Origin of the sequence: Kitasatospora putterlickiae, from assembly GCF_039527695.1 — a bacterium.
Lineage (GTDB): Bacteria > Actinomycetota > Actinomycetes > Streptomycetales > Streptomycetaceae > Kitasatospora > Kitasatospora putterlickiae.
The window spans coordinates 16,002-24,220 of sequence record NZ_BAAAKJ010000129.1 but is presented as its reverse complement, the minus strand read 5'-3'; the positions used below and the strand labels follow the sequence as shown (position 1 = coordinate 24,220).

Genomic DNA, 8,219 nt, shown 5'->3' with positions numbered 1-8,219 from the left:
GCCGGCCGCCGGGGACGCCCGGCGCCGGCCGCCGCACCCGCCGCGATCCCGGCGCACCCCGTCCGCCGCCCCCACGCCGCCGTGCGCGTCCCCCGCGCGCTGCGGCCAGCACCACTACGCACCGTGATCATTACCGCCTCCCCTCCGCCGCCCTTCCCACCGGACGCGGCGGGCCCGAGCACGGGCCGGCCACCGGCCCGGCCGGAAGCGGCCTGTACCGAATCATGCCGAATCGGTTGCAGAGCAAGCCCTTCGTCCAGGACGATGCTGTGTGGAAGAGTTCTTCCGGTGGCCCGAGAGCCGCCGGTGGAGCCCGGCCCGGTGCCACCGAGACCCGCGATGGCAACGATTATCACCTCACGCTCCGTGAGCGATGGTCCGATGCAGGCATGCGTGCCGGACCGCCGTCACGGCACTGTGCGCCCGCGCGCGCCGGCCCATCCCCGCCGGAGCGACGACGGGGCGCCATCCATCAGCCATCCGTCCGGACGGCGCTCCTCCCCCGGCGCCGTCAACCCAGCACCGGCGCGCCCTGACGCCGAGTGCTGAACGACAAAGGGCCCCGTTCCCCCGCGGGGCCCTTTGCCCTGCCCGGGGCCGGCGGCGCGGACCAGCCGGGCGGCCAGCCGCACCGACCGCGCTTACGGGCGGCGGCTCCAGACGCTGGGGTCCACCGGGTCGTCGTCCTCCGGCCGCCGCCCGGCGGAGCGCGGCTCCCCGCCCGAGCCGACCACGTCCGAGACCTCCGAGACGATCACCTCCGAGACCACCGGCGCGCCGGCCGGGTACTCCGCCCCGGACGGCGCCGGCGTGGCTCCCTCCGGCGTACGGGCCCGGTGGTCGCGGGCCGCCAGCAGCGGCGGCACCGCCAGCGCGCCGACCGCCGCCCAGACCGCGTTGGCCACCAGCAGCGTCCACGGCACCAGGGAGACCGCGCTCTCGAACCCCGCGTCCCGGCTCCGGCCGAGGTAGCGGACGGTGGCCTCGGAGGAGGTCAGCATCCCGGACACCAGCATCAGCAGGCTGAGTGCCACGGCGTACACCGCCGCCAGCCGGAGCCGGTCCGCGGCGTCGAGGCGCCGCCGGTACGCCGTCCAGCCGAGCACCGCGGCGGCGGCCAGCGCGAGCAGCCCGGTCCAGCGCCAGTCGCCGCCCGCGCCGTGCAGGTCGAAGAAGGAGTACTCGTCGACCTCCCGCGGCTCCCGGTGCCAGTCCGTCCCGTCGGCCACCGGCGTCTCGCTGCTGGTCCGGAAGGTCGCCCCGGAGCCCAGCCCGAGCAGCATCAGGCCGACGTTGGGCAGGAAGGCCAGCGCGGCACCGGTCAGCCCGCCCGCGCCGTTCTCCTCGCCGCTCTGGACCGCGACCACCAGCAGGCCGACCGCCGACGCGAATCCGACCGAGACCGCCAGCGCGCGGCCGGCCGCCAGCCCGGCGACCGCCCAGCCGCGCACCACCCGGTTGCGCCAGGCCGCCCAGCGCAGCGCGTCCGTCCCGTACACCGCGAAGGCGAGCAGCCCGGCGAGCAGCGCCGTCCAGCCCGCCCCCTCCAGCCAGCCGGCCGAGGTCTCGTAGGTGGCCCGGTCGAGCTCCCCGGTGACGGCGTCCACGTCGAAGCGGCCGCCCGGGTGCCAGGTGGCACCGCCGAGCAGGCCGAGCAGCACGGTCACCGCGGCCGTGACCACGGCGGTGCGCACGGCCTCGCCGGTCGCCTGCCGGCGGGTCTGCTGCTCGCCGGTGCGCTCCTGGCGGCGGCGCGCCCCGACCCGCAGGCCGAGCCAGAGCGCGAGCAGCCACAGCGCCGTCACGGTCATCGGCACCGCGCGGAGCAGCGTCCCGCTGGCGCCGGCCGAGTCGGCCGGGCCACCGGTGCCGACGTCCAGGTGGAACGGCGCGCCGAGGGCGCCGAGCACGATCGCCAGTGCGCTGCCGAAGCGCTCCCCGTAGGAGGCCGGGTCGACGACGGAGGTGTAGGGGAAGAACTCCGCCGGGATCGCGACGAGGAGCGCGGCCAGCAGCAGCACGGCGGTGGGGGCGACGACCGCGCGCAGCGCCGGGCGCCAGTCGGCGCCGGCCAGCCAGGCGAGCGCGGCGGGTCGGCCGGTGGCCGGGTCGTACGGCCGTCCGGCGCCCCAGGTCCCCCCGATCGGCGGGACCGGCGGGACCGACGGGACCGGCGGAGCGTGCGGGACCGGGGGCAGCACCGGCGGCGGCAGGTCCACGGGCGGAGCCGGCGGTACGGGCGGCGGAGGCGGCAGCACGGGCGGCGGCAGCAGCGGCCTCCCGCAGGACGCGCAGGCGAGCGCCCCCTTCGCCGAAGCCGCGCCGCAGGATGCGCAGATGGCCATGGACCGCGTCCCCCCGTCCGAACGAACGATCTCCTGGTCCCCCCAGGGCGCCCCTTTTCTCCCATCGGGTACGGACGGCTGTCAACCGCTCATACGTCACCGGAGCACGACCGGGACACTCCGGGACGTTCCCGCAGGGGCCCGTCCCCCCGCCGACGGCCTGGTCAGGCCTGCTTCCCCGGCACCTCCGGCACCGCCAGCAGCGGCAGCCGCAGCGCGCCGAACGCGCTCTCCGGCACCGCCGGGGCGGCCGGCGCGACCGGGACCACGCGGCGGTACTCCTCGCCGGGCGCCGGGCGGGTGTCCGGCTCGCCCTTGTTCGGCCACATCGACATGGCCCGCTCGGCCTGCGCCGTGATGGTCAGCGACGGGTTGACGCCGAGGTTGGCGGAGACCGCCGCGCCGTCCACCACGCTGATCCCGGGGTGCCCGTAGAGCCGGTGGTACGGGTCGACGACGCCGGTGAGCGGGGAGTCGCCGATCGGGCAGCCGCCCAGGAAGTGGGCGGTCATCGGGATGTCGAAGATCTCGCCGACGCTGCCGCCGGGGAAGCCGTTGATCTCCTCGGCGAGCGCCCGGGCGCCGCGCTCGGCGGCCGGGATCCAGGTCGGGTTGGGGGCGCCGTGGCCCTGGCGGGAGGTCAGCGCGCCCTTGCCGAGGCCCTTCTCCTTGAGCGAGACGGTGATCGAGTTGTCCAGGGACTGCATCACCAGGCCGATGATCGTCTTCTCCGACCACCGGTGCTGGTTCATCGACCGGGCGAAGGTCACCGGGTGCTTGACCGAGTTGCCGAGGTAGCGCAGCCAGCGCGGGACCCGCCCGCCGCCGGCCACCTGGGCGATCGACAGCGCGCCCATCGCGTTGGATCCCTTGCCGTAGCGGACCGGCTCGATGTGGGTGTTCGCGTCCGGGTGGATCGAGGAGGTGATCGCCACGCCCTTGGTGAAGTCCGCGCGGGCGCCGTACCGCCGGTCGGTGGTCTGCGCGCCCACCAGGGCCTCGGAGTTGGTCCGGGTCAGCTCGCCCAGCCGGGCGGAGATCCGGGGCAGGTGACCGGCCGCCCGCATCCGGTGCAGCAGGGACTGGGTGCCGTAGGTGCCGGCCGCCACCACCACCCTGGCGGCGGTGACGGTCCGCGCCCCGGCCTTGACCGGGTCGGTGGTGGAGCGGGCGTCGGTGCGCCGGACGTCCACCGCGAAGCCCTCGCCCCGCTCGCGGATCCGGGCCACCGTGGTGAGCGGGTGGATCTCGGCGCCGCCCCGCTCGGCCAGGTGGAGGTAGTTCTCGGTGAGCGTGTTCTTGGCGCCGTGCCGGCAGCCGGTCATGCACTCGCCGCACTCGACGCAGGCCCGGCGGGCCGGACCGGCGCCGCCGAAGTACGGGTCCGCCACCTCGCCGCCGGGCGCCGCCTTCGCCGTGCCGTCGCCGTCCTCGCCGTCGCCGAAGAAGACCCCGACCGGTGCCATGTGGAAGGTGTCGCCGACGCCCATCCGCTCGGCGGCGGCCCTCAGGTGCACGTCGGACGGGGTGACGGTCGGGTTCAGCCGCACCCCGAGCATCCGCCGCGCCTGGTCGTAGAACGGCGCCAGCTCCTCCTGCCAGTCGGTGATGTGGCGCCACTGGCGGTCCTCGAAGAACGCCTTCGGCGGCACGTACAGGGTGTTGGCGTAGTTCAGCGAGCCGCCGCCGACCCCGGCGCCGGCCAGGATCATCACATTGGCCAGCAGGTGGATGCGCTGGATGCCGTAGAGGCCGAGCTTCGGCGCCCACAGGTAGTTGGCGACGTCCCAGGAGCTCCGCGGCAACTCGTCGCGGTCGAAGCGGCGCCCGGCCTCCAGCACGGCGACCCGGTACCCCTTCTCGGTCAGCCGCAGCGCCGAGACCGAACCGCCGAAACCGGAGCCGACCACGACCACGTCGTAGTCGAACTCCCGCTCCTCAGCCGAACCCACCATCTGCCACTGCTCCTTCGAAGTCGTCCACGGGTCGATGAAACGGCGGTGCCGGACGCCGCCGGAGGGGTCACCTGACGCGCAGGGCCTTCAGCATCCGCAGCCCGGCGGTCATCACCGCCGCGTACTGCCGCTCCTCCTGGCCGAACGCCGGCGCGATCGGCAGCAGCCGCTGGCTGGCGATCGTCTGCGCCTCGGTGAACCGCAGGATGCCCTCGGCGCCGTGCCGCCGGCCGAGCCCGGAGTCGCCCATGCCGCCCATCGGCGAGCCGGCCGAGCCGTACGCCGCGCCGTAGGCCTCGTTGACGTTGACGGTGCCGGTGCGCAGCCGGGCCCCGACCGCCCGGCCGCGCCGGACGTCCCTGGTCCAGACGCTGGAGTTGAGGCCGTACGGGGTGGAGTTGGCGGCGGCCACCGCCTCCTCCTCGGTGTCGAAGCGGTAGACCGAGACCACCGGCCCGAAGGTCTCCTCGCCGCACACCGCCATGTCCGGGGTGACGCCGTCCAGGATGGTCGGCTCGAAGAAGAACGGCCCGAGGTCCGGCCGGGCCTTCCCGCCGGCCACCACGGTGGCGCCGGCCCCGACCGCCTCCTCGACGTGCCGGGTGGTGGTCTCCAACTGCCGGGCGGAGACCAGCGAACCCATGTCGGCCCCGTAGGCGAGGCCGCCGCCGAGCCGCAGCGCGCGGGTGCGGGCGGCGAACTTCGCGAGGAACTCGTCGGCCACCGAGCGGTGCACCAGCAGCCGCTCGATCGAGATGCAGAGCTGACCGGCCGAGGAGAAGCAGGCCCGGACGGCGCCCTCGGCGGCCCGGTCGAGGTCGGCGTCGGCGAGCACCAGCATGGCGTTCTTGCCGCCGAGTTCGAGCGAGGCGCCGACCAGCCGGTCGGCGGCGCGCCGGGCGACGTCGCGGCCGGTGCGGGTGGAGCCGGTGAACGAGACGTAGTCGCCGTGCTCGACCACCGCCGGGCCGATCACCGGGCCGTCGCCGATCACGATCTGCCACAGGTCGGCCGGCAGTCCGGCCTCGACCAGCAGCTCACGGGCCCAGAGCGCGGTCAGCGCGGTCTGCGTGTCCGGCTTGTTGACCACCGCGTTGCCCGCCACGAAGGCCGGCAGGGCGTCGCCGACGGACAGCTCCAGCGGGTAGTTCCACGGCGAGATGTGGCCGATCACGCCCTTGGGGCGGCGGGCCTCGACGGCCTGGGTGAGCAGCGGCAGCGCGCCGAGGTGCCGCTTGTCGCGCAGGTAGGCCTGGGCGGAGCGGCCGTAGTGACGGGCGGCGATGGCGACGGCGAGGACCTCCTCGAAGGCGTGCAGCCGGGCCTTGCCGGTCTCCGCCTGGATGAGGTCGAGCACCTCGTCCTGCCGCTTGAGCAGCAGGTCGTGGAAGCGCAGCAGCACGGCGGCGCGGCGGCGGACCGGCAGCGCGGCCCAGGCCGGCTGGGCGCGCCGGGCGAGTTCGAAGGCGACCTCGACGTCCGCTGGGGTGGACCGCGGGAGGCCGGCCAGCCGTTCGCCGGTCAGCGGGGCGACGGTCTCCACCACGCTGGGCTCGCCGGTGGCGGTGACCCCGGCGGCGAGCCGGGCGACCAGCGACGGGGGCACGGCCGTGGCGACGGTGCGCCCGCCGCCGGGCGCGGCGGGGTTGCGGCCCGGCGAGCCGGTGCCGGCGTGGTCATGGGCCGTGGCTGCCGCTGTGAGGTCCGTCATAGGGCGCAGCCTAGGCGCTCGGCGCCCGGTTCGGTACCCGTCGGTAACAAGAAACCGGACGGGCGGCGGCGGCCCGTCGGGTCAGCGGGTCGGGGTGAAGTAGTGCAGCACCGCGTTGAACCGCTGCTCGGCCTCGTTCCACTCGTTGCCCCGCTCCGGGCTGGACGAGTAGATCGCGTAGCTGGTGCCGTCCTTGTCGATGAACTCGGCCTCGATCGCCCGGCGGCGGCCGCCCTCCTTGGCCAGGTAGCTGAACTCCCAGACCGCGCCCTCGTGGCCGTTCACCGCCACGCTGGTCATCCGGTGCTGCTTGTAGTCCTTCAGCCCGGAGACGGTGGTCTCCATCTGCCGCATGTGCTCCAGCGGCCTCACCGACTGGCCCACGGTGACCGCGAACTGCAGGTAGTGCACCTTGTTGTCGGGGCTGTAGTAGATCTGGTTGTCGGGGGTGCTGCTGCGCTGCCAGACCGGGGTGGCCGTGGGCAGCGGGAAGCGGAAGCCCGCCGGGTCGTCGACCCAGCGGTAGCCGTCGGGCAGCGCGGGCGCGCCGTCGCCGGACCCGCTCGGCACGACCTGGGTCGGGATCGGCTTGACGGGGTCCGCCTCGGCGTCCGTCCCGCCGTCCCGGCCCGACAGGTAGAGCGCCCCGGCGGCGACCCCGGCGACCAGCACCACCAGCACGACCGCCAGCACCAGCAGCACTCGCCGGCGCCTGGCCGGACCGCGCACCGGCGCGTCGGCGTACATCACCGGCGCGCCCGGGCCGGTGGACGCCCCTTCGGCTCCCTCCCGCGCCCCAACGGACGGCACGGTCGCCGCCTCCTCCGCCCCGGCGACCGCCTCGGCCGAGCCCTCCGAACCGTCCACGCCGTCCGAGCCGTCCGAGCCGTCCGGCCCCTCCGGCTCACCGGCCTCACCGGGCTCGCCCGACCGGTCCACCACCGGCACCGACTGGGTCGGCATCCGCACCGGCGTGACCGGCTTGAACCCCATGGTGTGCCCGGCCTGCACCTCCGCCAGCATCCGGGCCGCCTCGTCCGCGGTCGGCCGGTCCGCCGGGTCCTTGGCCATCAGCGCGGCCAGCACCGGCCCCAGCGGGCCCGCCCGGCGCGGCTCCGGCAGCGGATCACCGACCACCGCGGCCAGCGTGGTCAGCGGCGAGGTGCGGCGGAACGGCGAGTCGCCCTCCACCGCCGCGTACAGCGTCGCCCCCAGCCCCCACAGGTCCGAGGCCGGGCCCGGCCGCTCGCCCTGCGCCCGCTCCGGCGCCAGGTAGTCCGGCGAACCGACCAGATCGCCCGGCCGGGTCAGCTCGGCCGAGCCCTCGTACGTCGCGATCCCGAAGTCCAGCAGCACCGCCCGCCCGGTCCCGTGCTCCAGCAGCACATTGGCCGGTTTCACGTCCCGGTGCAGCACGCCCAGCTGGTGGCCCCGGTGCAGCGCGGCCAGCACCTGGCCGCCCACCTCCGCGGCGGCGCGCGGCGGCAGCGTGCCGTCCTGGCTGATCACGTCGGCCAGCGAGCGGCCGTCGACCAGCTCCATGACGATCCACGGCCGGCCGTCCTGCTCCAGCACGTCGTGCACGGTGATCACGCCGGGATGCTTGATCCGGGCGGCCGCGGCGGCCTCCCGCTTCATCCGGGCGTGCAGGATCTCCAGCTCCTCCTCGGGGAGGTGGCTGACGGTCAGCTCCTTGACCGCCACCTCGCGGTCCAGCATCCGGTCCCGGGCCCGCCACACCGTGCCCATCCCGCCGCGGCCCAGCCGGTCACCCAGCTCGTAACGCCCGGCCAGCAGCCGCTCCGCCTCGGCCGACTCCGGCCGGTCCTGCGCGCCCATCCGCGACCGCTCCCCCTCATTCACCTGCCGTCACCGCGACGGAGGGCCCGGCGCAGACCACTCGGTGCAGACCACTGAATCGAACAAATCCCACGGACACATTAGGCGCCCCGGGCGCCCCCCGGTAATCTCCCCCACCCGTCACGGAGGCGACCCCGTTCCCACCAGCCCCGTCAGCCCGCGAACAGCACCACGGCCACCATCCCCAGGAGCAGCAGCAGGAACACCCCGCCGACCAGGACCGGACCCAGCAGCGCCGGCGGAATCCGCGGCGGCCGGGCCGGACCGGACGCCTCCGCCCGCGGCCGCTCCCCGCCCGTCGCACCGTCACGCCCGGCCGTACGGCGCCCCTTGGCCGGGCGGCGCGGC

At 75.6% G+C, this 8,219-nt stretch carries 5 protein-coding genes; all 5 read right to left on the bottom strand.

Annotation, left to right across the window (positions count from 1 at the left end):
- Positions 1 to 641: 641 nt before the first annotated feature.
- Entirely contained in the window at positions 642 to 2,345 is a 1,704-nt protein-coding gene (locus tag ABD308_RS13620) for a hypothetical protein (RefSeq protein ID WP_344333123.1), read from the bottom strand.
- Positions 2,346 to 2,509: 164 nt separating this feature from the next.
- The gene (locus ABD308_RS13615; RefSeq protein ID WP_344333120.1) at positions 2,510 to 4,300 is read right to left on the bottom strand and encodes a GMC family oxidoreductase N-terminal domain-containing protein; all 1,791 of its coding nucleotides are present in this window, start codon (positions 4,298 to 4,300) and stop codon (positions 2,510 to 2,512) included.
- A 67-nt stretch (positions 4,301 to 4,367) separates the two neighbouring features.
- Complete coding sequence (locus ABD308_RS13610; RefSeq protein WP_344333117.1) at positions 4,368 to 6,011, bottom strand: succinic semialdehyde dehydrogenase; 1,644 nt, start codon at positions 6,009 to 6,011, stop codon at positions 4,368 to 4,370.
- 81 nt (positions 6,012 to 6,092) lie between these two features.
- The gene (locus ABD308_RS13605; protein ID WP_344333114.1) at positions 6,093 to 7,850 is read right to left on the bottom strand and encodes a serine/threonine-protein kinase; all 1,758 of its coding nucleotides are present in this window, start codon (positions 7,848 to 7,850) and stop codon (positions 6,093 to 6,095) included.
- Between the two features lie 173 nt (positions 7,851 to 8,023).
- The coding region (locus ABD308_RS13600; protein WP_344333110.1) for a hypothetical protein at positions 8,024 to 8,219 on the bottom strand (196 nt) is incomplete at its 5' end.

What these genes read in the sequence shown, in the direction of transcription:
- ABD308_RS13620 (WP_344333123.1), bottom strand. Translation starts at nt 2,345, where the DNA reads ATGGCCATCTGCGCATCCTGCGGCGCGGCTTCGGCGAAGGGGGCGCTC.
- ABD308_RS13615 (WP_344333120.1), bottom strand. Translation starts at nt 4,300, where the DNA reads ATGGTGGGTTCGGCTGAGGAGCGGGAGTTCGACTACGACGTGGTCGTG.
- ABD308_RS13610 (WP_344333117.1), bottom strand. Translation starts at nt 6,011, where the DNA reads ATGACGGACCTCACAGCGGCAGCCACGGCCCATGACCACGCCGGCACC.
- ABD308_RS13605 (WP_344333114.1), bottom strand. Translation starts at nt 7,850, where the DNA reads ATGGGCGCGCAGGACCGGCCGGAGTCGGCCGAGGCGGAGCGGCTGCTG.